The 26,526-nt window shown below is 69.0% G+C and carries 25 protein-coding genes; 12 read left to right on the forward strand and 13 right to left on the reverse strand.

Going from position 1 to position 26,526, the window contains the following annotated elements:
• Positions 1–129: 129 nt before the first annotated feature.
• On the forward strand, positions 130–1,374 hold the full coding sequence (pbpG, locus tag CAL24_RS24345) for a D-alanyl-D-alanine endopeptidase (protein ID WP_038853034.1): 1,245 nt from the start codon (positions 130–132) through the stop codon (positions 1,372–1,374).
• A gap of 12 nt (positions 1,375–1,386) precedes the next feature.
• Here pbpG and CAL24_RS16780 read toward each other — a convergent pair whose 3' ends face one another.
• The 5 genes from CAL24_RS16780 to CAL24_RS16800 form a co-directional block, all read right to left on the reverse strand.
• The gene (locus CAL24_RS16780) at positions 1,387–1,767 is read right to left on the reverse strand and encodes a ribbon-helix-helix domain-containing protein (protein WP_094807317.1); all 381 of its coding nucleotides are present in this window, start codon (positions 1,765–1,767) and stop codon (positions 1,387–1,389) included.
• Positions 1,768–1,901: 134 nt separating this feature from the next.
• Positions 1,902–2,480: a DJ-1/PfpI family protein gene (locus CAL24_RS16785; RefSeq protein WP_094807318.1), complete on the reverse strand. Its 579-nt coding sequence runs from the start codon at positions 2,478–2,480 to the stop codon at positions 1,902–1,904.
• Between the two features lie 160 nt (positions 2,481–2,640).
• Entirely contained in the window at positions 2,641–3,129 is a 489-nt protein-coding gene (gene ybaK, locus CAL24_RS16790) for a Cys-tRNA(Pro) deacylase (protein ID WP_028353182.1), read from the reverse strand.
• A gap of 103 nt (positions 3,130–3,232) precedes the next feature.
• Positions 3,233–4,168, reverse strand: coding sequence for a site-specific tyrosine recombinase XerD (xerD, locus tag CAL24_RS16795; RefSeq protein WP_028353181.1), 936 nt, complete (start codon positions 4,166–4,168; stop codon positions 3,233–3,235).
• A gap of 81 nt (positions 4,169–4,249) precedes the next feature.
• Positions 4,250–5,125, reverse strand: coding sequence for a LysR substrate-binding domain-containing protein (locus CAL24_RS16800; protein ID WP_028353180.1), 876 nt, complete (start codon positions 5,123–5,125; stop codon positions 4,250–4,252).
• 275 nt (positions 5,126–5,400) lie between these two features.
• On the opposite strand from CAL24_RS16800, the gene CAL24_RS16805 reads away from it, so the two are divergent.
• Together CAL24_RS16805 and CAL24_RS16810 are read left to right on the forward strand one after the other, a co-directional pair.
• A complete protein-coding gene (locus CAL24_RS16805) occupies positions 5,401–7,098 on the forward strand; it encodes a thiamine pyrophosphate-binding protein (protein ID WP_028353179.1) in 1,698 nt (565 codons plus the stop codon).
• 57 nt (positions 7,099–7,155) lie between these two features.
• Entirely contained in the window at positions 7,156–8,349 is a 1,194-nt protein-coding gene (locus tag CAL24_RS16810) for an acyl-CoA dehydrogenase (protein ID WP_028353178.1), read from the forward strand.
• Positions 8,350–8,488: 139 nt separating this feature from the next.
• Here CAL24_RS16810 and CAL24_RS16815 read toward each other — a convergent pair whose 3' ends face one another.
• The 5 genes from CAL24_RS16815 to CAL24_RS16835 all read right to left on the reverse strand — a co-directional run bounded on the left by CAL24_RS16815 (position 8,489) and on the right by CAL24_RS16835 (position 14,980).
• On the reverse strand, positions 8,489–8,932 hold the full coding sequence (locus CAL24_RS16815) for a MaoC family dehydratase (RefSeq protein ID WP_028353177.1): 444 nt from the start codon (positions 8,930–8,932) through the stop codon (positions 8,489–8,491).
• 87 nt (positions 8,933–9,019) lie between these two features.
• On the reverse strand, positions 9,020–10,276 hold the full coding sequence (gene boxA / locus CAL24_RS16820) for a benzoyl-CoA 2,3-epoxidase subunit BoxA (RefSeq protein WP_094807319.1): 1,257 nt from the start codon (positions 10,274–10,276) through the stop codon (positions 9,020–9,022).
• Positions 10,277–10,292: 16 nt separating this feature from the next.
• Complete coding sequence (gene boxB / locus CAL24_RS16825; protein ID WP_028353175.1) at positions 10,293–11,720, reverse strand: benzoyl-CoA 2,3-epoxidase subunit BoxB; 1,428 nt, start codon at positions 11,718–11,720, stop codon at positions 10,293–10,295.
• A gap of 209 nt (positions 11,721–11,929) precedes the next feature.
• Entirely contained in the window at positions 11,930–13,588 is a 1,659-nt protein-coding gene (gene boxC, locus CAL24_RS16830) for a 2,3-epoxybenzoyl-CoA dihydrolase (protein WP_094807320.1), read from the reverse strand.
• 483 nt (positions 13,589–14,071) lie between these two features.
• Entirely contained in the window at positions 14,072–14,980 is a 909-nt protein-coding gene (locus CAL24_RS16835; RefSeq protein WP_094807321.1) for a helix-turn-helix transcriptional regulator, read from the reverse strand.
• Positions 14,981–15,160: 180 nt separating this feature from the next.
• Here CAL24_RS16835 and CAL24_RS16840 point away from each other — a divergent pair, with 180 nt between their 5' ends.
• Genes CAL24_RS16840 through CAL24_RS16880 form a run of 9 tightly spaced genes read left to right on the forward strand, consistent with a single transcriptional unit; the run spans position 15,161 to position 24,207 of the window.
• Positions 15,161–15,631 (forward strand): DUF4863 family protein, encoded by a 471-nt coding sequence (locus CAL24_RS16840; RefSeq protein WP_028353172.1) that lies wholly within the window; start codon positions 15,161–15,163, stop codon positions 15,629–15,631.
• 4 nt (positions 15,632–15,635) lie between these two features.
• On the forward strand, positions 15,636–17,180 hold the full coding sequence (locus CAL24_RS16845) for a 3,4-dehydroadipyl-CoA semialdehyde dehydrogenase (protein WP_028353171.1): 1,545 nt from the start codon (positions 15,636–15,638) through the stop codon (positions 17,178–17,180).
• Positions 17,181–17,217: 37 nt separating this feature from the next.
• Positions 17,218–18,777, forward strand: coding sequence for a benzoate-CoA ligase family protein (locus tag CAL24_RS16850; RefSeq protein ID WP_094807322.1), 1,560 nt, complete (start codon positions 17,218–17,220; stop codon positions 18,775–18,777).
• An 8-nt stretch (positions 18,778–18,785) separates the two neighbouring features.
• On the forward strand, positions 18,786–19,601 hold the full coding sequence (locus CAL24_RS16855; RefSeq protein ID WP_432759298.1) for an alpha/beta fold hydrolase: 816 nt from the start codon (positions 18,786–18,788) through the stop codon (positions 19,599–19,601).
• 38 nt (positions 19,602–19,639) lie between these two features.
• Positions 19,640–20,800, forward strand: coding sequence for an ABC transporter substrate-binding protein (locus CAL24_RS16860; protein ID WP_028353168.1), 1,161 nt, complete (start codon positions 19,640–19,642; stop codon positions 20,798–20,800).
• Between the two features lie 22 nt (positions 20,801–20,822).
• Complete coding sequence (locus CAL24_RS16865) at positions 20,823–21,704, forward strand: branched-chain amino acid ABC transporter permease (protein WP_094807324.1); 882 nt, start codon at positions 20,823–20,825, stop codon at positions 21,702–21,704.
• A 4-nt stretch (positions 21,705–21,708) separates the two neighbouring features.
• Complete coding sequence (locus tag CAL24_RS16870) at positions 21,709–22,758, forward strand: branched-chain amino acid ABC transporter permease (protein WP_094807325.1); 1,050 nt, start codon at positions 21,709–21,711, stop codon at positions 22,756–22,758.
• A complete protein-coding gene (locus CAL24_RS16875) occupies positions 22,751–23,509 on the forward strand; it encodes an ABC transporter ATP-binding protein (protein ID WP_094807326.1) in 759 nt (252 codons plus the stop codon). Before CAL24_RS16870 ends, CAL24_RS16875 begins: the two co-directional genes overlap by 8 nt.
• The gene (locus tag CAL24_RS16880) at positions 23,497–24,207 is read left to right on the forward strand and encodes an ABC transporter ATP-binding protein (protein WP_028353164.1); all 711 of its coding nucleotides are present in this window, start codon (positions 23,497–23,499) and stop codon (positions 24,205–24,207) included. Before CAL24_RS16875 ends, CAL24_RS16880 begins: the two co-directional genes overlap by 13 nt.
• Before the next feature lie 23 nt (positions 24,208–24,230).
• Here CAL24_RS16880 and CAL24_RS16885 read toward each other — a convergent pair whose 3' ends face one another.
• The 3 genes from CAL24_RS16885 to CAL24_RS16895 are packed head-to-tail and all read right to left on the reverse strand — an operon-like array spanning position 24,231 to position 26,496.
• Positions 24,231–24,983, reverse strand: a complete 753-nt coding sequence (locus CAL24_RS16885; protein ID WP_028353163.1) for an amino acid ABC transporter ATP-binding protein — start codon at positions 24,981–24,983, stop codon at positions 24,231–24,233.
• Positions 24,984–24,986: 3 nt separating this feature from the next.
• Entirely contained in the window at positions 24,987–25,679 is a 693-nt protein-coding gene (locus tag CAL24_RS16890) for an amino acid ABC transporter permease (RefSeq protein ID WP_028353162.1), read from the reverse strand.
• A gap of 25 nt (positions 25,680–25,704) precedes the next feature.
• Positions 25,705–26,496, reverse strand: a complete 792-nt coding sequence (locus tag CAL24_RS16895; RefSeq protein WP_094807327.1) for an ABC transporter substrate-binding protein — start codon at positions 26,494–26,496, stop codon at positions 25,705–25,707.
• Positions 26,497–26,526 lie beyond the last annotated feature (30 nt).

Genomic DNA, 26,526 nt, shown 5'->3' on the forward strand with positions numbered 1-26,526 from the left:
CGCTTGCCCAGCTGTTGAAAAAGCTGTTTAAATTCTGCGCGTAAGCCTATAATTCATCTCGCTTTTTCCGGCTCCGCTCCAGCCACCTCGGTCGTTCGGTCACGCATCTTTTTTTACCCCGCTTTAATTATGGTCTTTTCCTGGAAACGTGCCCTCGCGACCACCCTGGCGCCCCTGGCGCTGGTATTGGGCATGCTGCCGTTCGCCGCGCATGCGGCCAAGACGACCGACCCCTGCAAGACCAACGCCAAATCGGCGGCCTGCAAGGCCGCCAAGGCCAAGGCGGCCAAGACGAGCAAGAAATCGACCGCCGCCACCGCCAGCAAGAAAGCCGACGCCAAGAAATCGGCCGCCAGGACCACCAGCGCCAAGACCGCCTCCAGGCAAAGCGCCTCGAAGAAGGCGGCGGCGACCAAGACCGGCGGCAAGACCGCCACGGCATCGAAAAAGACTGCCCGGAAAACAGCGTCCGCCAAGGGCGCCGCCAAGAAGACGGTCGTGGCCTCCAAGAACAAGGCCCGCAAGAGCACTATCGTCTATCGCCAGAATGCGCGCGCCAAGGCCAGGACGGCCCAGGCCCGCGCCGAGGCGGCCCTGCCGCCACCGGCCGCCTCCGTGCGCGCGGAAATCAACGCCCTGCGCTCCAATACGGCCTACGCGCAAGATCTCGAAACCTCGACCGTGCTGTTCGCCAAGAACGACAACGTGGTGCGGCCGATCGCCTCGATCTCCAAGCTGATGACGGCGCTGGTGGTGGTGGACGCCAACCAGCCCATGGATGAAATGCTGGAGATCACCGAGGACGACGTCGACACGCTGAAGCACACCACGTCGCGCCTGCGCGTGGGCACCCGGCTCAGCCGCGGCGACATGCTGCACCTGGCGCTGATGTCGTCGGAAAACCGCGCCGCGCATGCCCTCGGGCGCAACTACCCGGGTGGGCTGCCGGCGTTCGTCGCGGCCATGAACCAGAAAGCGCGGGCGCTGGGCATGAGCAGCACCCGCTTCGTCGAACCCACGGGCTTGTCCAGCCAGAATGTTTCCTCGCCGCGCGACCTGGCGCGCCTGCTGCGCGCCGCCGCGCAGCGCCCGCTGATCCACCGCTATTCCACCGACGACGAATACGAAGTGGACGTGGCCGACCGCACACAGGTGTTCCGCAACACCAACCTGCTGGTGCGCAAGGCCGATTGGGACATCAAGGTGTCCAAGACCGGCTTCATCAACGAGGCGGGCGAATGCCTGGTGATGCTGGCGCGCATCAACGGCCGCGACGTGGCCATCGTGCTGCTCGACTCCCAGGGCAAGCTGTCGCGCATCGGCGACGCGGTGCGCCTGCGGCGCATCCTGCAAAGCGACGTGGCCATGCTGTAGCGCGGCGCCGCCTCAGGCGGCGACCCGGCGCGGCGTCGCGCCGTCGTGCCAGGCGTCCGGCAGCCCCGCCAGCACCGCCTGCGCGTCCAGCGAACGGATCGGCACGGCGACATCGGCCGGAATGCGCCCGTCGACCTGCAGCAGCTCGTAGCGCAGGCAGCACACGCGCAGGAACGACGCGAAATTGGCGGCCTCGCCGCGATAATCCACCAGTTCGTCGTACAGGCGCTCGATCAGCTGATTGACGCGCATGCCGTCGCGCGCGGCGATTTCCTCCAGCACGGACCAGAACAGGCGTTCGAGCCGCACGCTGGTGGCGACGCCATGCAGGCGCAGCGAGCGGCTTTCGGGCGTGTATGAGTCCGGGTTGGCGCGGATGAAGATTTCGCACATGGCAGTGGCTCCTGGTGGGATGTCCCACTGTACGATCGGCGCCCGGCGCGCGGCAAGCGCCGCCCGCGGCCGACGCGGCGGCCAGGCGCGGCGTCGCGCGCGCAGGCGGGCGCCTGCGCGCCGCGTTTGCCGGCTCAGTGCGTGATGCGCGTGCCCAGCACCGCCAGGAACTGCGCCAGCCAGGCGGGATGCGCCGGCCAGGCCGGGGCGGTGACCAGGTTGCCGTCGGTATGCGCCTGGTCGATGGCGATCTCGGCATACGTGCCGCCGGCCAGCCGGACTTCCGGCGCGCAGGCGGGATAGGCCGAGCAGGTGCGCCCTTCCAGGATGCCGGCGGCCGCCAGCAGCTGGGCGCCGTGGCACACCGCCGCGATCGGCTTGCCGGCGCGGTCGAACTGCCGCACCAGTTCCAGCACCTGTTCATTCAGGCGCAGGTACTCGGGCGCGCGTCCGCCCGGAATCACCAGGCCGTCGTAGGCATCGGCGTCGGCCTGCTCGAAGTCCTGGTTCAGGGTGAAATCGTGGCCGCGCTTTTCGCTGTAGGTCTGCGCGCCCTCGAAGTCGTGGATGGCGGTGGCCACGCGGTCGCCCGACTTCTTGCCCGGGCAGACGGCGTGCACGGTGTGTCCCACCGCCTGCAGCGCCTGGAACGGCACCATGGTTTCGTAATCTTCGGCGTAGTCGCCCAACAGCATCAGCAGTTTCTTGCCCACAGCGGTCTCCTTGGGGTTCGGGAGGTCGGCACGATCGGATGCGTGCGGGCCGGCAAGCGCCATGCCCGGGCGCGGCGGACGCCCGACATCTCCGGGTAGTGACCCACCGATTGTGCGGCAGGCCCGGGCGCGGCGGGTGGTAAAGGAATACCGCCGGTGCCTATTCCAGCGCCACCGAGACCGGGCGGGCATCGAGCAGGCTGACCAGCACCTGGGGGTCGATGCCGATCAGGTAGCCGCGCCGCCCGCCATTGATGTAGACCACGGGGTAGTCGAGCACCTGCGCCTCGACCCACACGGGCATCCGCTTGCGCGTGCCGAACGGCGACGTGCCGCCCACCTGGTACCCGGAGTGCCGCTGGGCCACCTCGGGATGGCAGGGCGCCACTTTCTTCAAGCCGGCCTGCCGCGCCAGGTTCTTGGTGGACACTTCGCGGTCGCCATGCATGACCACCACCAGCGGACGCGCGGCCTCGTCTTCCATGATGAGCGTCTTGACCACGGCGTGCGGGTCCAGGCCCAGCTGGCGGGCGGCCTCGCCGGCGCCACCGTGGTCGACATAGTCGTACGTATGTTCGGTATAGGAAATGTGGTGCCGCTTCAGCATCTGCGTGGCGGGCGTTTCGGAAACGTGGCGGGCTTTGCTCATGGCTGCGTGCGGGACCGGGCGGGACGTGCGGCAAAGGCGCTAGTTTAGGGCCTGTCCGCCGCGCAGGCAGCCCCGCCCCGGCGGGCGGGCCGGGCCGCAGGCGTCACGCGCGCGGGTGGTGTGCGGCGTGCAGCGCCTTCAGGCGCTCGCGCGCCACGTGGGTGTAGATCTGCGTGGTGGAAATATCGGCGTGGCCCAGCAGCATCTGCACCACCCGCAGGTCGGCGCCGTGGTTGAGCAGGTGCGTGGCGAAGGCATGGCGCAGCACATGAGGCGACAACGGCGCGCGGATGCCCGCGATGACGGCGTACTTCTTGATGAGCTGCCAGAACGCCTGGCGCGTCATGGGCTGGGCCCGCGCGGTCAGGAACAGCGCGTCGCTGACGCGCGCGCCGGCCAGCTCGGGCCGCGCGCCCTGCAGGTAGCGGTCGATCCAGTGGGCGGCCTCGGCGCCCAGCGGCACCAGGCGGTCCTTGCCGCCCTTGCCCATGACCACGCGCACCACGCCTTCGTTGAGGCTGACCTCCAACACCTTGATATTGACCAGCTCCGACACGCGCAGGCCGGTGGCGTAGAGGGTCTCCAGCATGGCGCGGTCGCGCAGCCCGCGCGCCGTGTTCAGGTCGGGCGTGGCCAGCAGGGCCTCGACCTGCGCTTCCGACAGGGTCTTGGGCATGCGCGGCGGCTGCTTGGCCGCGCTGAGCGTCAGGCAGGGGTCGCGCTGGGCGCGGTGCTCGCGCAGCGCCCAGGCGTAGAAGCGGCGCAGCGCCGCCAGGCGCCGGTTGGCGGTGGTGGCGCGGCTGTCGGCGTGGCGCGCGGCGAACCAGGCCTCGATATCGGCCGTGCCGGCCTCGCGCAGCTGCCCCGCCGAGGCCGCGCCGCCGTGCTCGCCGGGGTTTTCGAGCCAGTGCGCGAAAGCGGTCAGGTCGCGCCGGTAGGCGGCCAGGGTGTTGGCCGCCAGCCCGTCCTCGAGCCAGACGGCGTCGATGAAGGCATCGATATCGGCCTGCGAGGCCAGCGGATCGGCAGCGGAAGACATGCGGGAGGAACCCATGGGCGGATGCGCGCTCATTCTACGGGACGGGACGCCTGCGCAAGCAGCGCCCGGGCGGGCCCGGCGTCAGGCGGCCGACTTCAGCCAGCCCTCGAACGCCTTGAGCGCGTCGGAGCGCTCGTCACGTTGCGGATAGCCGAAGTAGTAGCCCTGCCCCACTGCCAGCGCCTCGGGCACCGGCTGCACCAGCGTGCCCGCCTGCAGCGCCGGCTGCGCCAGGAAATGCGGCACCAGGCCCACTCCCAGGCCGGCCTGCGCCGCCGCCAGCATCATGGTGAACAGCTCGTAGCGCGGGCCGCCGGCGGCCTGCGGACCGTAGGGCTGGCGGTTGGCCGCATACCACTGGCGCCACGCGTCGGGGCGCGAGCTCAGGTGCAGGTGGGTCAGGCCGGCCAGGCCCTCGCCGGCGCGGCGCGGCAGGTGCGGCGCGCACACCGGCACCAGCTCTTTTTCGGGAAACAGCAACACCCCCTGCGTGCCGGGCCAGATGCCGCTGGCGTGGTACAGCGCGCCGTCGAATGGCTGGTCCTTGAACTGGAACGGCAGGGTCCGCACCGACAGGCTGACGGTGATGTCCGGGTGGCGCTGCTGGAAGCCGGCCAGGCGCGGGATCAGCCAGGTCGTCGCCAGGGTGGGCACCACGGCGATGTGGATGCTGCGGCCCATGCCGGTGCGGCTGACCAGGCCGAAGGTGTCTTTCTCGATCTGGTCCAGATGATGGCGGATGCGGCCGGCGTATTCCGCCCCGTGGTCGGTCAGCACGATGCGGCGCCGCACGCGCGTGAACAACTGCACGCCCAGGCGCGCCTCCAGGCTGGCCACCTGCCGGTAGACGGCGCTGTGCGTCAGCGCCAGTTCCTCGGCCGCGCGCGAAAAGCTGCCCAGCCGGGCCGACGCCTCGAAGGCCTGCAGGGCGCTCAGATTGGGTATGCCGTTTCTCATGGGAAAACCTGTCATTCAGGGGCCGGGCTCCCGCCTGGTTGCCGGACACCGCTAGTATTGAGCCGACATGGCGCGCCTTCAAAGGTGCCTGACACCCGGACGGGTGTCAGGCATCTGGCCCGAGCCGACCCTCCCGTCAAGGTGCCAGGCACCCAGCCGGGCCCGCGGCCCTTTGGGGGGACGACGTGCCGGCAGGTCAATATATTGTGCAATTTTATCAATTGCCTTGTGCAACCCAGGAACATTATGCTCGACGGCTTGAACCCCGGTTGATTATGACGACACCTACCTCCTCTTCTCCCGCCTCCCGCCTGGGCGGCCATATCCTGGTCGACCAACTGGCCGCCCATGGCGTCAAGCATGTGTTCTGCGTGCCCGGCGAAAGCTACCTGGCCGTGCTGGACGGCCTGCACGACGCCCGCATCGACGTCACCGTCTGCCGCCAGGAAGGCGGCGCCGCCATGATGGCCGACGCGCACGGCAAGCTCACCGGCGAGCCGGGCATCTGCATGGTCACGCGCGGCCCGGGCGCCGCCAATGCCTTGGCGGGCGTGCACATCGCCAAGCAGGACTCCACCCCCCTGATCCTGTTCGTCGGCCAGATCGAGCGCGGCATGCGCGAACGCGAGGCCTTCCAGGAAATGGACTACCGCGCGGTGTTCGGCACGCAGGCCAAGTGGGTCACCGAGATCGACCAGGTCGAACGCATTCCCGAACTGGTGTCGCGCGCCTTCCACGTGGCCACCTCGGGCCGGCCCGGCCCGGTGGTGATCGCCCTGCCGGAGGACATGCTGACCGAGACTGCCAGCGTGGCCGACGCGCCGCGCTATGAAGTCATCGACGCCGCGCCCGCCGCCGCGCAGCTCGACCAGTTGCAGGCGCTGCTGGCCCAGGCGCGCGCGCCCATGGCGATCCTGGGCGGGTCGCGCTGGAGCGCCGAGGCCGTCGCACAGTTCGCCGATTTCGCGCAGCGCCTGGCGCTGCCCACCGCCGTGTCGTTCCGGCGCCAGATGCTGTTCCCGGCCGACCATCCCTGCTTCATCGGCGACGTGGGCCTGGGCCTGAACCCGGCGCTGGCCAAGCGCGTGACCGATGCCGACCTGATCCTGCTGGTGGGCGGCCGCATGTCGGAAAGCCCGAGCCAGGCCTATACGCTGCTGGACATTCCGGTGCCGCGCCAGAAACTGGTGCACGTACACCCCGACAGCGCCGAACTGGGCCGGGTCTACCGCCCCAGCCTGGCCATCAACACCTCGCCGGCCGCGTTCGCGCAGGCGCTGGCGGGCGTGCAAGGGCCGGCGCAGCCGGCCTGGGCCGAAGGCACCGCGGCCATGCGCCAGTCGTACCTGGCCTGGAGCGACCCGGCGCCGGTGCGCACTCCCGGCGCGCTGCAGATGGGCGAGATCATGGCGTACCTGGAAAAAACCCTGCCGCCCGACGCCATCATGACCAACGGCGCGGGCAACTACGCCACCTGGCTGCACCGCTTCCACCGCTTCACCCGCTACGGCACGCAATTGGCGCCCACCTCGGGCTCGATGGGCTACGGCCTGCCCGCCGCCGTGGGGGCCAAGCGCGTGCAGCCCGACAAGACCGTGGTGTGCTTCGCCGGCGATGGCTGCTTCATGATGCACGGCCAGGAATTCGCCACCGCCGTGCAGTATGGCCTGCCCATCATCGTGGTGCTGGTCGACAACGGCATGTACGGCACCATCCGCATGCACCAGGAAAAACACTACCCCGGCCGCGTCTCGGCCACGTCGCTGCAGAACCCGGATTTCGCCGCCTATGCGCAGGCCTTCGGCGGCCATGGCGAGCGCGTCGAGCGCACCGAACAGTTCGCGCCGGCGTTCGAGCGCGCCCTGGCCAGCGGCAAGCCCGCCATCCTGCACTGCCTGATCGACCCGCAGACCATCACCCCGTCGACCACACTCGAGAAAATCCGCGCCGCGGCGCTCCAGGCCGGGCAATAAGCCCGGCGCCGGCGCCGCATCGCACCCCGCATCCCAGACATACGCACGGAGATCCACATGTCCTCGAACCCCTCCTTCCACTGGCAAGACCCGCTGCTGCTCGACCAGCAGCTCACCGACGAAGAGCGCATGGTGCGCGACGCCGCCGCGGCCTACGCGCAGGACAAGCTGGCGCCGCGCGTGCTCAATGCTTTCCGCAACGAGCAGACCGACCCGAAGATCTTCGCCGAGATGGGCGAGCTGGGCCTGCTGGGCGCCACCATTCCCACCGAATACGGCGGCGCCGGGCTGAACTACGTCAGCTATGGCCTGATCGCCCGCGAGGTCGAGCGCATCGACTCCGGCTATCGCTCGATGATGAGCGTGCAGTCCTCGCTGGTGATGGTTCCCATCAATGAATTCGGCAGCGAAGCCCAGAAACAGAAATACCTGCCCAAGCTGGCCAGCGGCGAATGGATCGGCTGCTTCGGCCTGACCGAGCCCAACCACGGCTCCGACCCCAACGGCATGGAAACCCGCGCCGTGCAGACCGGCAGCGGCTACAAGCTGTCGGGCAACAAGATGTGGATCACCAACTCGCCGATCGCCGACGTGTTCGTGGTGTGGGCCAAGTGCGTGGGCGGCGACTACGACGGCAAGATCCGCGGCTTCATCCTGGAAAAGGGCATGAAGGGCCTGTCGGCCCCGGCCATCCACGGCAAGGTGGGCCTGCGCGCCTCGATCACCGGCGAGATCGTCATGGACGAGGTCGAAGTGTCGGCCGAGCAGATGCTGCCGGAAGTGTCCGGCCTGCGCGGCCCCTTCACCTGCCTGAACTCGGCGCGCTATGGCATCGCCTGGGGCGCCCTGGGCGCGGCCGAGGCCTGCTGGCACACGGCCCGCCAGTACACGCTGGACCGCAAGCAATTCGGCCGTCCGCTGGCCGCCAACCAGCTCATCCAGAAGAAGCTGGCCGACATGCAGACCGAGATCACCCTGGGCCTGCAGGGCTGCCTGCGCCTGGGCCGCATGAAGGACGAAGGCACGGCCGCGGTGGAAATCACGTCCATCATGAAGCGCAATTCGTGCGGCAAGGCGCTGGACATCGCCCGCCTGGCCCGCGACATGCTGGGCGGCAACGGCATTTCCGACGAGTTCGGCGTGGCGCGCCACCTGGTGAACCTGGAAGTGGTCAACACCTACGAGGGCACGCACGACGTGCACGCGTTGATCCTGGGCCGCGCGCAGACGGGCATCCAGGCGTTCTGCTAAGCCGCGGCGCGCTGCCCAGGTCGAGCCAGGTGTCAGGCTCCCGCCAGGGCGCCTGACGCCGTACGGCTGAGACAGTCTGGGCACACAAGGGTGTCAGGCACCTGCGGAGCCTGACACCTGTAAGCGACCGGGCAGCCCGTCAGTTGCCGCCGCCCAGGTCGAACAGGCTGGTGGCGTCCAGCTCGAGCACGGCTTCGTCGTGCTGGTTCAGGACGATCCAGTTCCAGGAGATGATGCCGAGGTCCGCCCGCGAGGTGGAGCGGCGTACCGCCTGCACCCGCGCCTCCAGGCGCAATGCGTCGCCCGGCCTGACCGGCACGCGCCAGCGCACTTCCCCCAGCCCCGGCGAGCCGAACGATTCGGAATCGTGCAGCGCGGCCTCGACCGCCATGCGCATGGCCAGCGCGCAGGTATGCCAGCCGCTGGCGATCAGGCCGCCCCAGCGCCCTTGCGCGGCGCGCTCGACATCGGTGTGGAACCATTGCGGGTCGTACTGGCGGGCGAAATGCAGGATCTCGGCCTCGGTCACGGTGACCGGCCCGGCCTTGATCAGCATGCCTTCTTTGAATTCGGCGAACTTCATTTCGGCTTCTCGAATGACAACCGGCGTGCCTGGCACGCCGGTGATCGTGGTGTCGGCTGGCGCCGGCGCGCGTGGCGGCGACGCCGGCTAGTAGGTTTCGAAGTGCAGCCGCCCCTCGCGGCGCAGCGCATCATGCAGGATAGACCAATCCTGCCCGGCTTGCACGACGACATCGCGCAGCGCTTCCAGCACCCCGGTTTCCATCCCCTTCAGGCCGCACACATAAATGCAGGTGTTGGCGTCGGCCAGCAGCGCCAGCACATCGGCGGCGCGCTCGCGGATCATGTCCTGCACATAGCGCCTGGGCTGCGACGCTTCGCGCGACAGCGCCAGGTTGATGTCGATGAAGTCGCGCGGCAGTTTCATCAGCGGCCCGAAATAAGGCAGCTCGCGCTGGGTGCGCGCGCCGAAGAACAGCATCAGCCGGCCGTTGGTGCCGCGCGCGATGCGGCGCCGGTAGCGCTCGGTCATGGCCCGCATCGGCGCCGAGCCGGTGCCGGTGCAGATCATCATCAGATTGGCGCCGGCGTGGTTGGGCATCAGGAAGGTATTGCCGAACGGGCCGATCACCTGGACGGTATCGTTCTTGGCCAGGTCGCACAGATAGTTGGAGCACACGCCGCGCGCCGGCCGGCCCTGGTGGTCCTCGGTGACGCGCTTCACCGTCAGCGACAGGTTGTTGTAGCCGGCCCGCTCGCCGTCGCGCGGACTGGCCAGCGAGTATTGGCGCGCATGGTGCGGCCGGCCCTGGGCATCGGTGCCGGGCGGCAGGATGCCGATGGACTGGCCCTCCAGCACGGGAAACGGCACGTTGCCGAAATCCAGCACGATGTGGTGGATATCGCTGCCGGTATCCTCGTCGGTGACCCGGTAGTTGCCCACCACGGTCGCGCTGGCCGGCGCCTTGTGGGTATACAGGTTCACATACGGATGCGCGGCCGACCACGGCGGCACGCTGGCGCCTGGCAGCGACGGCGCGGGCGCGGCCGGCGCCGCTGCCACGGCGGCCGGCGGGGATGCGCCGGCCGGGGCGTCGGCCGGCGCGCCCTCGGCCAGGTTCCCCGGCAACGGTTTCTCGCCCGGCAGCTCGTCCCAGCCGAATTGCTCCTGCACGCTGTAGGCCTCCGACCGCAGCACCAGCCGCCAGTTGTCGATCGACCCGGTGGGACACGGCGGCACGCAGGCCATGCAGCCGTTGCAGATGTCCGGATCGACCACGTAATTGGTGCCGTCGTGCGTGATGGCGTCGATCGGGCAGGTTTCCTCGCAGGTATTGCAGCGAATGCAGATTTCCGGGTCGATCAGGTGCTGCTTGAGCACTTCGGGCGGCAAGGGCGCGTTCATTGCCGGGCTCCTGTTCCTAGTTGAAGCGCACGTACTCGAAGTTCACCGGCTGGCGGTTCACGCCCATGACCGGCGGCGCGATCCAGTTGGCGAACTTGCCCGGCTCGACCACGCGGCCCATCAGCGAGGCGACGAAAGCGCGGTCTTCTTCGGTGGGCAGCCACTTGTCCCGGTTGGCCAGCCATTGGGACTCGCTCAGCACCTCGCCTTCGGGCGCCACGCGAATGCCGGCCAGGGTGCCGATCTGGCGGTTGAAGGCCTTGTGCGGCACCGACAGGCGGAACGGCAGGCCGCTTTTCTCGATGACCTTGTTCCAGCGCCCGACGCCCGCCATGGAATCGCGGATGAAATCATCGCGCAGCACTTCGTTCAGGGCGTTGAGCATCGGCACCTCGATCTCGCGCAGCTTGCCGCCCTCGACGGTCAGCACGCGATAGGTGTCGTTCTTGAGCTGGTGGTCGTCGTTGCGCTTGCCTTCCTCGTAGCGCCCCTTCAGGCCGGAGCTGTAGAAAATGGCGGCATTGGACGACTGGTCGGCGCCGAACAGGTCGATGGTCACGCTGTAGTGGAAGTTCAGGTAGCGCTGGATGGTCGGCAGGTCGATCACGCCGGCGGCGCGCACCGTGGCCGGATCGTCGGTCTTGAGCTGCTTCATGACCTCGCAGGTGCGCTGGATGATGCGCGACACGCCCGATTCGCCCACGAACATGTGGTGCGCTTCCTCGGTGAGCATGAACTTGGTGGTGCGCGCCAGCGGATCGAACCCGGACTCGGCCAGCGCGCACAGCTGGAACTTGCCGTCGCGGTCGGTGAAATAGGTGAACATGTAGAAGGCCAGCCAGTCCGGCGTCTTCTCGTTGAAGGCGCCCAGGATGCGCGGGTTGTCCGCATCGCCCGAGCTGCGCTCGAGCAGCGCGTCGGCCTCTTCGCGGCCGTCGCGGCCGAAATAGCGGTGCAGCAGGTACACCATGGCCCACAGGTGGCGGCCTTCCTCGACATTGATCTGGAACAGGTTGCGCAGGTCGTACTGCGACGGCGCGGTCATCCCCAGGTGGCGCTGCTGCTCGATCGAGGCCGGCTCGGTATCGCCCTGGGTGACGATGATGCGCCGCAGGTTGGCGCGATGCTCGCCCGGCACGTCCTGCCAGACGTCGCGGCCCAGGTTCTCGCCGAAATGGATCTTGCGCTGGCCGTCCTGCGGCGCCAGGAAGATGCCCCAGCGGTAGTCGGGCATCTTCACGTGGTCGAAATGGGCCCAGCCGTCGGGCTCCACGCTGACCGCCGTGCGCAGGTAGACGTCGAAGCCGTGCGAGCCGTCGGGGCCCATGTCCTGCCACCATTGCAGGTAATTGGGCTGCCAGTGCTCCAGCGCGCGCTGCAGCGCGCGGTCGCCGGACAGGTTGACGTTGTTGGGGATCTTCTCGGTGTAGTTGATGCCGGACATGTCTGCTCTCTCCTTGGTGGACGGCATGCGGGCCGTCGCCGGGTGAATTGGGGGGATACCGTTTTTCCTGGGGAGGTGTCAGGCACCTTCGGAGCCTGACACCTGCTCAATGCCGATTCGTCTGGGGGGGTGCCAGGCATCTTTGGAGCCTGGCGCCTGCTCAATGCCGGACTTTCTGCCAGGTGTCAGGCGCCTCGGGCGCCTGACACCTACACACGGTTCCAGTCGAAGGCGGCCTGCTCGCCCTTGCCGTAGAGTTTCAGCGCGCCCTTTTCGCCGGCGGCGTTGGGACGGTTGAAGATCCAGTTCTGCCAGGCGGTCAGGCGGCCGAAAATGCGCGTCTCCATGGTTTCGCGCCCGCCGAAGCGCAAGTTCGCTTCCAGGCCGGTCAGCGCGTCCGGCGACAGGGCGCGCCGCTCTTCGAGCGCCAGGCGCACTTCATCGTCCCAGTCGATGCTGTCGGGCGCGAAAGTGACCAGGCCCAGCTCGAGCGCGCGCGCGGCCGGCAGCAGTTGCCCGGCGGCCGCGCGGACCGCCTCCAGCGGCAGCGTCTCTTCGTAAAAGCGCCGCTGCAGGCGGCTCTGCCCGCTGACCAGCGGATAGGCGCCGAAATTGCGTTCGCCCACCACGATCTGCGCCGGGCTGTCGGCATCCTCGTCGTCGAGCATGTAGATGCGGTCGGCCGCCAGGGCCAGCTCGAACAGGGTGCCGGCGAAGCAGGAGCCCGGCTCGATCAGCGCGAAGATCGAGCGCGAGGTCACGTCCAGCCGCGCCAGAGTGCGGCGCAACATGCCGGCCGTCTCGCGCACGAACCAGTGGTCGCCGTGCTGCTGCAGGGCCGCGTCGGCCGCCAGCACGGCCTGGATGTCGCCCTCGGTCTTGAAGACCCAGGTGCCCAGGTCGGGCTCGTTGGTGCGCAGGCTCAGGATCGCGTCATCCAGCTCGCGCGCCATCTGCAGCGGCCACCAGGCCGCGCCGGCCGCGACGATGGCGTCCAGCTCCTGCTCCACCGGCGCTTGCGGCGCCCGCACCGTCCAGGTGGCCAGCCGCTTGTCGCGGTCGAACACCACCTCCACGTAGCGATAGGACAGGCGGTCTTCCTCGATGCGGCGCTCCAGCGGCGTCAACGTCACGCCGCGCGCCTGCGCCGGCCGGTCGCTGCCGGCGGCCAGTTCTTCGGCACGCGCGCGCACCGCCGCCTCGAACTGGGCCGGCTTGACCACCTGGCCCACCAGCCGCCAGTCCTTGGCGCGCTGTCCGCGCACCCCTTCCACCAGGGTGCAGAAGATGTCGGCATGGTCGTGCCGCACCTTGCGCTTGTCGGTGACCCGCGTGAGCCCGCCGGTGCCCGGCAGCACGCCCAGCAGCGGGACTTCCGGCAGGGCCACGGCCGACGAGCGGTCGTCGACCAGCACGATCTCGTCGCAGGCCAGCGCCAGTTCATAGCCGCCGCCGGCGCACGCGCCATTGAGCGCGGCGATGAACTTGAGCCCGCCGTATCGGCTGGAATCCTCGATGCCATTGCGCGTCTCGTTGGTGAACTTGCAGAAGTTCACCTTCCAGGCGTGCGACGACAAGCCCAGCATGAAAATGTTCGCGCCCGAGCAGAAGATGCGGTCCTTCATGCTGGTAACGACGACCGTACGCACCTCGGGATGCTCGAAGCGGATGCGCTGCAGGGCATCGTGCAGCTCGATATCCACCCCCAGGTCGTACGAATTGAGCTTCAGCTTGTACCCCGGCCGCAGCCCCCCGTCCTCGGCCACATCCATCGCCAGCGTGGCGATGGCGCCATCGAATTTCAATTTCCAGTGCCGATACCGGGCCGGCTCCGTCTGGAAGTCCACGCGGGTGGCGGGGCTGCTCATGATGCGTCTCCTGGCGTATGAACAATACTGCATTAGATGAATTAAAGTGCAGATTAGTGCAGAAAAAAAAGCCCGTCAAGCACCAGATGCACAAAAATGCAGTTTCAATCAATCCATACGGCACCACAACCCAATGCGCGCCCAGGCCGCGCAGGGCGGCCTGGGCGCGCGGCCCCGCAAGACGCTCCTCTTTTCCTCCCCCGTAGCAACGAAGCGCAAGAACCCCTGCCTGCCCCGCGGCGCTTGCCATGTGTCCACTGCCAGTCGCCGGCGGGCGGCGGGGCGGGCGGGGCGCCTCGGGGCCGAGCGAGCGGATGCCGTAGGGAGGCCCGAAGGGGCCGGACGAGGCGAGCGTAGCGATTCCGGGCGCGCGGGGCGCCCGGACGGCGCCGTGAAGCCCCGCCCGCCCCGCCGCCCGCCGGCGACGCCAATAGAACACCAACACCCGACCAGCCAACCAGCCCGACAGACAAGCTCCGCTTGCTACAACGGCAACCCGCAAGCCTTGCGAACCTGCGCCCGCAGCCCCCCGAAGCTTTCCTGCAGGCTCAGGTTGCTGGTCACCCAGGTCAGGTCGGCCTTGGCGTAGAACGCCTCGCGTCCGGCCAGGATGCGCTTGAGGTCGGCCATGGCTTCGTTGTTGCCCGACATGGGGCGGAAATCCCCCTGCGCCATGACCCGCGCCATATGCTCGTCGGGCATGGCGCGCAGCCATACCGTGTAGCAATGGGCCAACAGCAGGTTCAGCGTGGCCGGTTCGGACACCAGCCCGCCCGGCGTGGCCAGCACCATCTCGGGGTAGATCTGCACCGCCTCTTCGAGGGCGCGGCGCTCGTAGCGCCGGTAGGCATTGGGCCCGTACAGGTTGTGGATCTCGAGGATGCTGCAGCCGGCCACCCGTTCGATCTCGCGGTTGAGCTCGACAAACGGATAGCCCAGGTCGTCGGCCAGCATCTGCCCCAGCGTGGACTTGCCGGCGCCGCGCAGCCCGATGAGCGCCACGCGCTGGAACCGGTTGGGGCGCTGCGCCCCGCCGCCGACCCCGAACAGCTGCGTCAGCGCCTCGCGGGCGCGCTGCAGGTCGGACTCGGTGCGGCCGCTGAGCAATTCGCGGATCAACAGCCAGTCGGGCGATTCGGTGGTGACGTCGCCGACCAGTTCCGCCAGGGCGCAGTTGAAGGCCTTGGCGATCTGCAGCAGCACCAGGATGGAGGCGTTGCCCACGCCGTGCTCCAGGTTCGCCAGATGGCGCTCGGACACGCCGGTGGCCTGGGACAGGCTCTTGCGCGTCATGCCGCGTATCGCGCGCAGGCGCCGCACGCGCTCGCCCAGCGCCACCAGGAATGGTTCGCGGCGCGGCTCCGATGATTCCTTGTCTAGCGCTTGGATCATGCGATCGACTCCGAGGAAACCCTCATTTTCAGCGTTTTATGCACTATAGTGCTTGACTGCGGTGGTGTGAAGCACTATTTTTCTTCAAACCAACCACTGGTGCGCGCAAAACCTCATAAAAAAGCAATTGATTGCATGCGCCGCGACCAGTGCGCCGACAGTGTAAAGGACGAGACAAGCATGAAACCTCCGGCGTCATTCCATCAATTGATGCGCAGCATCACCGCCCCCATCGCCGGCCTGCCGCTGGACCAGGCGCTGCAGGAACGGCTCAATCGCGACATGGGCGCCGCCAGCCAGCAGTACCGCGAGGTGTTCGCCGCCTGTCGGCAGGGCGTGGCCGAGGGCTGGCTGTGCGGCCGGGAAGGCGGCGGCATCCGCTACGGCCGCGCCTTGGCGGCCGACGACGAACTGGCGGGCTTTTCGGTCGACGTGGTGGAGATGCCGAGCCTCGCCGGCCCGCACCATGCCCATCCGCACGGCGAGATCGACCTGATCATGCCGCTGGACGAGGCGGCGCGCTTCGACGGCCATCCCGCCGGCTGGCTGGTCTACGGCCCGGGCAGCGCGCACCGCCCCACCGTCAGCGGCGGCCGCGCCCTGGTGCTGTACCTGCTGCCGGGCGGCGCCATCGAATTCACGCGGGCATAGCGATATGGAGCGACTGCACAACTACGTGGCGGGCCAGTGGCAGGCCGGCCAGGGCGACGGCGCGGTATTGCGCGACCCGCTGTCGGGCGCCGCGCTGGCCGCGGTCGACAACACCGGACTGGACTTGCCCGCCGCCTGCGACTGGGCCCGCCGCACCGGCGGCGCGGCGCTGCGCGCCCTGTCTTACGCCGAGCGGGCGGCGCTGCTGGGACGAGTGGCGGAGGTGCTGCAGGCCAACCGCGACAAGTACTACGACATCGCGCTGCGCAATTCGGGCACCGTGAAACAGGATTCCGCGGTCGACATCGAGGGCGGCATCTATACCCTGTCGTATTACGCCAAACTGGGCGCCGGCCTGGCCGAGCGGGGCTTCCGCGCCGACGGCCCGGCCGACACGCTGGCGCGCGACGGCGCCTACCAGGTGCAGCACATCGCGGTGCCGGTGCGCGGCCTGGCGCTGCTGATCAACGCCTTCAATTTTCCGTCCTGGGGCCTGTGGGAGAAAGCCGGCCCGGCGCTGCTGTCGGGCGTGCCCATCGTGGTCAAGCCGGCCACCGCGACCGCCTGGCTGGCCCATGCGATGGTGGCCGACGTACTGGCCGCCGGCGTCCTGCCGGCCGGCGCGCTGACGCTGGTATGCGGCAGCTCGGCCGGCCTGCTCGACGCGCTGGCCCCGGGCGACGTGCTGTCCTTCACCGGCTCGTCGGACACGGCCGCCCTGCTGCGCGCCCATCCGCGCGTAGCGCGCGACGGCGTGCGCATGAACGCCGAGACCGACAGCCTGAACTGCGCGCTGCTGGGCCCGGACGCGGCCGAGGGCGGCGCGGCGTTCGACGCGCTGGTGCGCGAAGCGGTGCGCGAGATCACCGTGAAATCGGGCCAGAAATGCACGGCCATCCGCCGCATCCTGGTGCCGCGCGCGGCCTACGCGCGTGCGGCCGAGGCCATCGCGGCGGCGCTGGCGGACATCGCGGTCGGCGACCCGCGCAACCCCGCGGTGCGCATGGGCTCGCTGGTCAGCCGCGCGCAGCACGACGACGTGCAGGCCGGCATCCAGGCCCTGCGCGCGGGCAGCGAGGTGCTGTTCGACGGCGGCCGCGTGCAGTTGCTGGATGCCGACCCGGCGATCTCCGCCTGCGTGGCGCCCTGGCTGCTGGGCGCGCCGGATCCCGATGCGCATCCGCTGGCGCACGACCGCGAGGTGTTCGGCCCGCTCGCCACCCTGATGCCCTATCGCGACGCCGGCCACGCCTACGAGCTGGCGCGGCGCGGGCAGGGTTCGCTGGTGGCGTCGGTCTACAGCGACGACACGGCATTCCTGGCGCGCAGCGCGCTGGAACTGGCCGACAGCCACGGCCGCGTGCACCTGGTCAGCCCCGAGGCTGCCCGCACGCATACCGGCCACGGCAATGTGATGCCGCAGGCGCTGCATGGGGGTCCGGGCCGCGCCGGCGGCGGCGAAGAGCTGGGCGGCCTGCGCGCGCTGGCCTTGTACCACCGCCGCGCCGCCATCCAGGGCGCGCCCCAGCGCCTGCAGGCGCTGGCGTGACCGCGCGACGACGACAGCCGACCATCGGAGAGAGACCATGAACCCCTGCCCCACCGAGCTGAACTTCGCCAGCCACCTGGCCGCGCTGAATGCGCCGCGCGCCGCCAAGACGGCCTATGTCGACGACACCCGCCGCATCACCTACGGCGAACTGGCTGAGCGGGTCGCGCGTTGCGCCGGGGCGTTGCGCGCGCTAGGCCTGCGCCGCGAAGAACGCGTGCTGCTGCTGATGCACGACAGCGTCGACTGGCCCGTGGCGTTCCTGGGCGCGCTGCATGCCGGCGTGGTGCCGGTCGCCGTCAATACTCTGCTGACCCCGGACGACTACGCCTATATCGCCGGCCATTGCCGCGCCCGCGCCGCGTTCGTGTCCGGCGCGCTGCTGGGCACGCTGCAGACCGCGCTGGCCAAGGCTCCGCACGAGATCGAACATCTGCTGGTCGCTCAGCCGGCCGGCCCGCTGCCGCCCCAGGCGCGCGAATTCGAAGCCCTGCTGGCGGCGGCGCCGCTGATGCCGGCGGTGCGCACGCTGGCCGACGAGATCGCCTTCTGGCTGTATTCGTCCGGCTCCACTGGCAAGCCCAAGGGCGTGGTGCACACCCACGGCAACCTGTGGCACACGGTGGAGCTGTACGCCAAGCCGGTGCTGGGCATCCGCGAGGACGACGTGGTGTTCTCGGCGGCCAAGCTGTTCTTCGCCTATGGCCTGGGCAACGGGCTGAGCTTCCCGTTGTCGGTGGGCGCGACGGTGGTGGTGATGAGCGAGCGCCCCACCCCCCAGGCGGTATTCAAGCGGCTGGTCGAGCACCAGCCGACCGTGTTCTATGGCGTGCCCACGCTGTATGCCAGCATGCTGGCCAGTCCCGACCTGCCGGCGCGCGAGCAGGTCGCGCTGCGCGTCTGCACGTCGGCCGGCGAGGCCCTGCCGCGCGACATCGGCGAACGCTTCACGCGCCAGTTCGGCTGCGAGATCCTGGACGGCATCGGCTCGACCGAGATGCTGCACATCTTCATCTCGAACCAGCCGGGCCAGCTGCGCTACGGGACCACCGGCAAGCCGGTGCCCGGCTACGAGGTCCAGTTGCGCGACGAGGACGGCCGCCCGGTGCCGCCCAACGTGATCGGCGATCTCTACATCAAGGGCCCCAGCACCGCGCTGATGTACTGGAACAACCGCGACAAGACCCGCCAGTGTTTCCAGGGCGAATGGCTCAAGAGCGGCGACAAGTACCTGTGCGACGCGGACGGCTACTACACCTACGCGGGCCGCAGCGACGACATGATCAAAGTGAGCGGCCAGTACGTGTCGCCGGTGGAGGTCGAGAACGTGCTGATCCAGCACGAAGCCGTGCTGGAGGCCGCCGTCATCGGCGTGCCCGACCACGAAGGACTGGTCAAGACCAAGGCCTACGTGGTGCTGCGCCCCGGCTTCCAGCCCGATGCCGACACCGGGGCGGCGCTGCAGCAGTACGTCAAGCAGCACCTGGCCCCGTTCAAGTACCCGCGCCAGATCGACTTCACCGAAGAGCTGCCCAAGACCGCCACCGGCAAGATCCAGCGGTTCCGCCTGCGGCAGCTGGAAGAGGCGGCGCTGTGAGCGGGACGGTGGCCGCCGACGCCACGGCCTGGGCCGGACTGCGCGCCCTGGGCCGCGACCTGCGCCTGGAGTATCGCTGGATCGCGCCGGCGCGGCGCGACGCCCCATTGCTGGTCTTCCTGCATGAAGGCCTGGGCTCGGCCAGCATGTGGAAGGACTGGCCGGAGCGCGCCTGCGACGCGGCGGGCTGCCGCGGCCTGGTGTATTCCCGCTATGGCTACGGACGGTCGACGCCGCGGCCGCCGGACGAGCAATGGCCGGTGCACTTCATGCACGACCAGGCGCGCGATGTGCTGCCCGCGCTGCTGCGCACGCTGGGCGTCGACGCCGCGCGCGACCGCCCGGTGCTGTATGGCCACAGCGACGGCGCCTCGATCGCGCTGCTGTACGCCGCCATGCACCCCGAGGCGATAGCCGGCGTGGTGGCGGCGGCGCCGCACATCATGGTGGAGGACGTCGCCATCGCCAGCATCCGGCAGGCGCGCCGCGCCTACCTGGAAACCGATCTGCCGGCCCGGCTGGCGCGCTATCACGCCGACCCCGGCTCGGCATTCTGGGGCTGGAACGACATCTGGCTGGATCCGGCGTTCCGCGCCTGGGATATCCGCGACTACCTGCCGCGCATCCGCTGCCCGCTGCTGGCGCTGCAAGGCGTGGACGACGAATACGGGACGCTCGAGCAGATCCGCGGCATCCGCCGGCTGGCGCCGCAGACGCGCCTGCTCGAGATCCCCGCTTGCGGCCATGCGCCGCACAAGGATCAACCCGACACGGTCATCGCGGCCGTCGCCGATTTCGTCGGCGGCCTGAGCAAGACCGGCTGAGCCCGCGCGGCCGGCCGACAATAACCAGGAGACAAACCATGCACCACGCCCTGACCCGCGCGCTCGCCGCCGGTATGCTCGCACTGGCCGCCGGCGGCGCCTCGGCCGCCGACAAGATCAAGGTCGGCTTCATGCTGCCCTACAGCGGCACCTATGCCGCGCTGGGCGCAGCCATCGAGAACGGCTTCAAGCTGTACGTCGCCGAACAGGGCGGCAAACTGGGCGGCCGCGAGATCGAATACTTCAAGGTGGACGACGAATCCAATCCGGCCAAGGCCTCCGAGAACGCCAACAGGCTGATCAAGCGCGACCAGGTCGACGTGCTGATCGGCACGGTGCATTCGGGCGTGGCGATGGCGCTGGCCAAGGCCGCCAAGGGCAGCGACACGACGCTGATCGTCACCAATGCCGGCGCCGACGCGATCACCGGGCCGATGTGCGGGCCGGGCATCTTCCGCACCTCGTTCTCCAACTGGCAGCCCGGCTACGCCATGGGCCCGGTGGCGGCGGCCAAGGGGCACAAGACCGCGGTAACCATCACCTGGAAGTACGCGGCGGGCGAGGAGCAGATCGGCGGCTTCCGGGAAGGTTTCGAGAAGGCCGGCGGCAAGGTCGTCAAGGAGCTGACCCTGCCCTTTCCCAACGTGGAATTCCAATCGCTGCTGACGGAAATCGCGGCGCTCAAGCCCGACATGGTGTTTGCGTTCTTCGCCGGCGGCGGCGCGGTCAAGTTCGTGCAGGACTACCATGCCTCGGGCCTGCAGAAGAGCATTCCCCTGTACGGCACCGGCTTTCTCACCGACGGCACCCTGCCGGCCCAGGGCGAGGCGGCGCAGGGCCTGCTGACCACGCTGCATTATGCCGACGGCCTGGACACGCCGCGCGACAACGCGTTTCGCGCCGACTATCGCAAGGCCTACAACATGCAGCCCGACGTATACGCCGTGCAAGGCTACGACGCGGCGCAATTGATGCAGGTGGGCCTGCAGGCGGTGCAGGGCGATATCGCCAACAAGACGGCCTTCCGCGACGCCATGCGCGGCGCCACCATCGACAGTCCGCGCGGCAAGTTCACGCTGTCCCCGTCCGGCAACCCGGTGCAGGACCTCTACCTGCGCCAGGTGGCGGGCCAGGAGAACAAGGTGGTCGACGTCGCGGTCCGGCAGCTGGCCGACCCGGCGCGCGGCTGCAAGCTCTGACGCGCCCCGGGCGGACCGCGACATGGACGCGAGCATCTTCCTCATCCAGTGCCTGAACGCCTTGCAGCACGGGCTGCTGCTGTTCCTGGTGGCCAGCGGCCTGACGCTGATCTTCGGCATCATGGGCATCATCAACCTGGCCCACGGCAGCTTCTACATGATCGGCGCCTACATGGCCTTCGCCCTGGGGCCGCTGGTGGACCGCTGGCTGGGCGGCGGTTTCGCGCTCACCCTGGTCCTGTGCGTGCTGCTGGCCGCCCTGCTCGGCTACCTGCTGGAAGCGGTGTTCTTCAGTTTCCTGTACCGGCGCGACCATCTGCAGCAGGTGCTGATGACGTACGGGCTGATCCTGGTCTTCGAGGAAGTGCGCAGCCTGCTCGTCGGCAACGACGTGCACGGCGTGCCCGTGCCGGCGTGGCTGGCGGGCACGGTGTCGCTGGGCGGGGTGATGACATACCCGGTGTACCGGCTGTTCATCTCGGCAGTGGGCATCGCGGTCGCGCTGCTGCTGTACTGGGTCATCACGCGCACCCGGCTGGGCATGATGGTGCGCGCGGGCGCCAGCAACCGCGAGATGATCGGTTCGCTGGGCATCGACATCAACCGCCTGTACCGCATCGTGTTCGCCGCCGGCGTGGCGCTGGCCGCGCTGGCCGGCACCATCGCGGCGCCGGTATCGTCGGTCTATCCCGGCATGGGCCACGGCGTGCTGATCGTGTGCTTCGTGGTCGTGGTCATCGGCGGCATCGGGTCGATCCGCGGCGCGTTCCTCGCCGCCATGCTGGTAGGCGCGGTCGAGACCTTCGGCCAGGTGCTGTTCCCGGCCGCGGCCGGCGTGCTGGTGTACCTGCTGATGGCATTCATTCTGCTGTGCAAGCCCGAAGGGCTGTTCAAACAGGGCTAGCGCGATGCACCACGCAAGCAAACTGATCCCCATAGCCGTCCTGCTGGCGCTGGCCGCCTTCTATTGGACAGGCGCCGACTACTACACCGGGCTGGCCGTGAAGATCATGATCTACGCGATCTTCGCCCTCAGCCTGCAACTACTGGTGGGCGGCGCCGGCCTGATCAGCCTGGGGCACGCGGCCTTCTTCGGCATCGGCGCCTATGCGGCGGCGCTGCTGTCGCCCGATTCGGGGGCCGCCGCGCTGCCCGCCCTGCTGGCGGCCGCGGTCGGCGGCGCGGCGCTCTATGCGCTGCTGACCGGCGCGCTGGCGCTGCGCACGCGCGGCGTGTATTTCATCATGGTGACGCTGGCGTTCTCGCAGATGGCGTACTACATCTTCCACGACACCGAAGTCGGCGGGGGCAGCGACGGCATCTACCTGTACTTCCGGCCGCAGTTGACGCTGGCGGGCTGGATGCCGTTCGACCTGGACGCGCCCGGCACCTACTATTTCTTCGTGCTGGGCTGCCTGGCGCTGGTATGGGGCTTCCTGGCCATGCTGGGCCGCTCGCCCTTCGGCGCCGCGCTGGCCGGCATCCGCATCAACGAGCAGCGCATGCGCGCGGCCGGCTACTCGACCTTCCCGTACAAGCTCGCGGCCTATGTCATCGGCGGCGCGCTGGCAGGGCTGACCGGGTTCCTGTATGCGCTGAAAGACGGTTTCGTGACGCCCGAGCTGCTGGCCTGGGAACAGTCCGGCCTGGTGCTGCTGATGGTGATCCTGGGCGGCATGGGGCGGCTGGGCGGCGCGGTGCTGGGCGCGGCCGCGCTGATCCTCTTGCAGGAATTGTTCCAGTCGCAGGCCCTGCTGGGCGACTACGCCAAGCACTGGCACCTGCCCCTGGGGCTGGCCATCATCGCGCTGGTGGCGCTGCTGCCGGACGGCTTGGCCGGCCTGCCGGCGCAATGGCGCGCCCGCCGCGCGGCGGCGCGCCGGCAGGCGGCGCCGCCAGCCGAGCCCGGCGTCCCCGCCGCGCCGCCGCTCCCCTTGTCCGGAGGCCCCCATGCCTGAAGCCATGCTTGCCGCGCGCGGCATCACGCGCCGCTTCGGCGGCCTGGTCGCGGTCGACAATGTCTCGCTGGAACTGCACCGCGGCACCGTGCACGCCGTGATCGGCACCAATGGCGCCGGCAAATCGACCCTGATCAACATCTTGTCGGGAGAGCTGGCCGCCAGCGCGGGCGAGGTGCTGTTCGAAGGGCGCGACATCACCGCCTGGCCGCAGCCGCAGCGCGCGCGCGGCGGCCTGGGCCGCAGCTACCAGCGCTCGACCATCTTCCCGGCCCTGAGCGTCTACGAGAACTGCCGCCTGGCGGCGCAGGCCGGCCGCCAGCAGTTCTGGCGCTGGTGGCGGCGCGCCGCGGACTGTCCGCACAGCGCCGAGCGCGCGCGCCACGCGCTGGAGCGCACCGGCCTGGCCGGCAGCGCGGCGCTCCCGGCCGGGCTGCTGCCGCATGGCCACAAGCGCCAGCTCGAGATCGCCATGTGCCTGGCCGGCCATCCACGCGTGCTGCTGCTGGACGAACCGCTGGCCGGCATGGGGCCGGAAGAGACCGAGCGCATCCTCGGGCTGCTGCAGGACTTGAAGACGGAGCACGCCATCCTGCTGGTGGAGCACGACATGGACGCGGTATTCGGCAATGCCGACATCATCACCGTGATGGTCAACGGCGCGGCCATCGCCTGCGGCACCCCGGCGCAGATCCGCGCCAATGCCGAAGTGCAGAACGCCTACCTGGGAGACGACGCATGCACGCATTGATCGACGCCAGCGGCCTGCACAGCTACTACGGCGCCAGCCACGTGCTGCGCGGCGTGGACGTGCGCATCGCGGCAGGCGAATCGGTGGGCCTGGTGGGCCGCAACGGCATGGGCAAGACCACCTTGATCCGCACCTTGATGGGCCACGTGCGCAGCCGCCACGGCCGCCTGTCGGTGGCCGGCCGCGATTGCACGCGCGCCGCGCCGCACACGATTGCGCGCCTGGGCGTGGCCTACGTGCCGGAAGGCCGCGGCATCTTTCCCAACCTGAGCGTGCGCGAGAACCTGCTGGTGGCGGCCCGCCCGGGTTCGCGCGGCCAATGCGACTGGACCTGCCCGCGCGTGCTGGCGACCTTCCCGCGCCTGGCGGAGCGCCTGGGCCATGGCGGCCAGCAGTTGTCGGGCGGCGAACAACAGATGCTGGCGATCGGCCGCGCGCTCATGACCAATCCCGACCTGCTGATCCTGGACGAGGCCACCGAAGGACTGGCGCCGCTGATCGTGGCGGAAATCTGGAAGATCGTCGCCGCCATCCGCGCCACCGGCATGTCGACCTTGATCGTGGACCGCAACTACCGCGCGGTGCTGGCCCACACCGACCGCTGCCTGGTCATGGAAAAAGGCCGCATCGTGCACCAGGGCGCCAGCCCCGGGCTGGCGGCGCAGCCGCAGCAGCTGGCGCGCTACCTGGGCGTGTGACTCGCGGGCCGCGCCAGGCCGGTTCAGGACAGGATCTGCCCCAGGAAGGCGCGCGCCCGCTCGCTGCTGGGGGCGCTGAAGAACTGCTCCGGCGCGCCGGTCTCGACGATGCGGCCGCCGTCCATGAACACCACGCGATCGCCCACCTCGCGCGCGAACCCCATTTCGTGCGTGACGCACACCATGGTCATGCCCTCGCGCGCGAGCGCCACCATCGTGTCCAGCACCTCTTTCACCATCTCGGGGTCGAGCGCCGAGGTCGGTTCGTCGAACAGCATGATCTTGGGCTGCATGCACAGGGCGCGCGCAATGGCCACGCGCTGCTTCTGGCCGCCCGACAACTGCCCCGGATACTTCGAGGCATGCTCGGGAATGCGGACCCGTTCCAGGTAGTGCATGGCGCGCTCGGCGGCGCAGGCCGCGTCGATTCCTTTCACCAGGCGGGGCGCCAGCGTGCAGTTCTCCAGCACGGTCAGGTGCGGGAACAGATTGAAGTGCTGGAACACCATGCCCACTTCGGCGCGGATGCGCTCGATGTTCTTCAGGTCGTCGGTCAGCTCCACGCCGTCGACCACGATGCGTCCTTTCTGGTGCTCTTCCAGCCGGTTCAGCAGCCGGATGGTGGTCGACTTGCCCGATCCCGACGGGCCGCACAGGATCACCTTCTCGCCCGCATGCACGTCCAGCTCGAGGCCGTCGAGCACCTGGAAATCGCCATACCATTTACCTACGTCGCGCATCATGATGATGGGCGCCGCGCCGTTCGCTCGATCCATGATTCAGGCCTTGGAAATATCGTGGCTCTCGCCGCCGCCGCTCCAGTAGCCCGGCACCGTGAGGCGCTTCTCCGAGCGGCGGAACAGGTACGACAGCACGGCGCACATGCAGAAGTAGATGATGCCGACCAACGTGTACACCGTGAGCGCCTGGAAGGTGGCGCCCGCCAGCATCTCGCCGGCGCGCATCAGTTCGTACACGCTGATCACCGCCACCAGCGAGGTTTCTTTCACCAGCACCAGCGCATAGTTGCCCAGGGCCGGGAAGATGGTGCGCAGCGCCTGCGGCAGCACGATGTTGCGCAGGCGCTGGACCTTGCCCAGCCCCAGCGCGCGCGCCGCCTCGTACTGGCCCGCGTCGACCGACTGGATGCCGCTGCGGAACAGCTCGGCCAGGTAGGCGCCAAAGTTCAGCGTCAGCCCCAGCACGCCGGCCACGAAGGCGTTGATCACTACCCCCAGTTCCGGCAGGCCGTAATAGATGTAGAACAGTTGCAGCAATAGCGGGGTGCCGCGGATCACCTCGATATAGCAGCGCGCGGCGCGGCTCAGCACCGGCGAACGCGACAGCCGGCACAGGCACACCAGCAGGCCGAGCGCGACGGCCAGGAACGCCGAACAGAAGAACAGGGCCAGCGTCCACAGCGACCCTTCGGCCAACGGCGCCAGATAGATGCGCAGCGTGTCGAGATCCATGGCGAACTCCCAGGTGGTTGCGTGGCTATTTGCTGATCAGGTCGGCCACGCCCCATTTCTGGCCGATCGCGGCGAGCTCGCCGTTGCGCTTCATTTCGGCCAGCGCGGCATTGACCGCGTCGAGCAGCTCGCGATTGCCCTTCTGCACCGCCATGCCGACCTGCCAGGTCTTTTGCGGCCGATACGCGGTGTCGAGCTTGACCCCCGGGATGTTCTTGGTCTTGATCTGGTAGATGATGCTGGGCGGGTCGATCACGCCCAGGTCGATGCGGCCGGCCCGCACATCGGCCAGCAGGGTGGAGTAGTCCTGGTAGGTCGATACCTTGGTGTCGGGCATGTCCTTGATCATGTTGAACTGCACCGAATCGATCAGCACCCCGACCCGCTGGCCCTGCAAGTCCTCGAAGCGCGTGTACGACTTCTTGGCCTTGGCGCCGACCACGATGCCTTCGCCCCATTCATATACCGGCGCCGAGAAATCGATGGCCCTGGCGCGCTCCTCGGTGATGAAGAGCGGCGCCGACATGACGTCGGCGCGCCCCGATGTCAGCGTCGGGATGAGACCCGAGAACGGCACGTCGGTCAGCTTGTGGCGGACCTTCAAGTGCTTGGCCACGGCATCGGCCACATCCACCATGATGCCTTCCAGCCGGTTGCTGGCGGGGTTCTTGAAGCCGTGCGGCGGCGCCGACGCCGTCGTGACGATGGCCAGGCTGCCGTCCGCCTGGATCTCGGCCAGCGTGCGCGCGGCCGCGCCCGCCGCCGACATGGCCAGTCCCACGGCGGCGAGGCCGACCAGCAGTGTCTTGATATTCATGTGGTTCCCCTTGTCGTATGTGGCGAGGAG

This window comes from Bordetella genomosp. 2 (genome assembly GCF_002261345.1).
GTDB lineage: Bacteria > Pseudomonadota > Gammaproteobacteria > Burkholderiales > Burkholderiaceae_B > Bordetella_A.